Here is a 462-nt window from a genome sequence, read left to right on the forward strand (position 1 = left end):
CGAGGTCGAGCCCGACGTCGATCCCGCGGCCCCGCCCATCTTCTTCGGCCGGATCTCGGCCCTCACGCCCGCCAACGCCGCGACCGACCCGCCCGCCCAGCAGTTCACGCTGACCCCGGCGCGGATCCCGCTCGTGAGCGGCAGCAACTGGATCACCTTCCTCTTCTCGACCCACGACCCCACGGCCGAGGCAAGCCTGAAGCTCGATCTCGCGTGCGACGTCGGCTTCGTGCAGCACGCCGAGCAGCCCACCGAGGCCCGCTACGGCGTGATCCCCGCGTCCTGGATCTCGATGGTCGTCTCCGACGACACCGACTATCATCTGCCGATGGGGCTAGTGGACATCCCCATCCCGATCCGCGCCTATCCCTCCTCGCCGAAGCTCTCCTCGCCGGTCGCGGCCCGGTCGTCCCCCCAGACCCTCGCCGACGCGCTCCGGTGGGACCTGGCCGTCATCGCCTC

General features: G+C 70.8%; 1 protein-coding gene. It reads left to right on the forward strand.

All coding sequences use genetic code 11. The annotated features are described in order from the left end of the window. Nucleotides 1-462, forward strand: a 462-nt coding sequence (locus BN4575_RS22230) for a hypothetical protein (RefSeq protein ID WP_176716467.1), incomplete at both ends; no start/stop codon positions are given.

This window comes from Aeromonas sp. EERV15 (genome assembly GCF_900079845.1).
GTDB classification, from domain to species: Bacteria; Pseudomonadota; Gammaproteobacteria; order Enterobacterales; family Aeromonadaceae; genus Aeromonas; species Aeromonas sobria.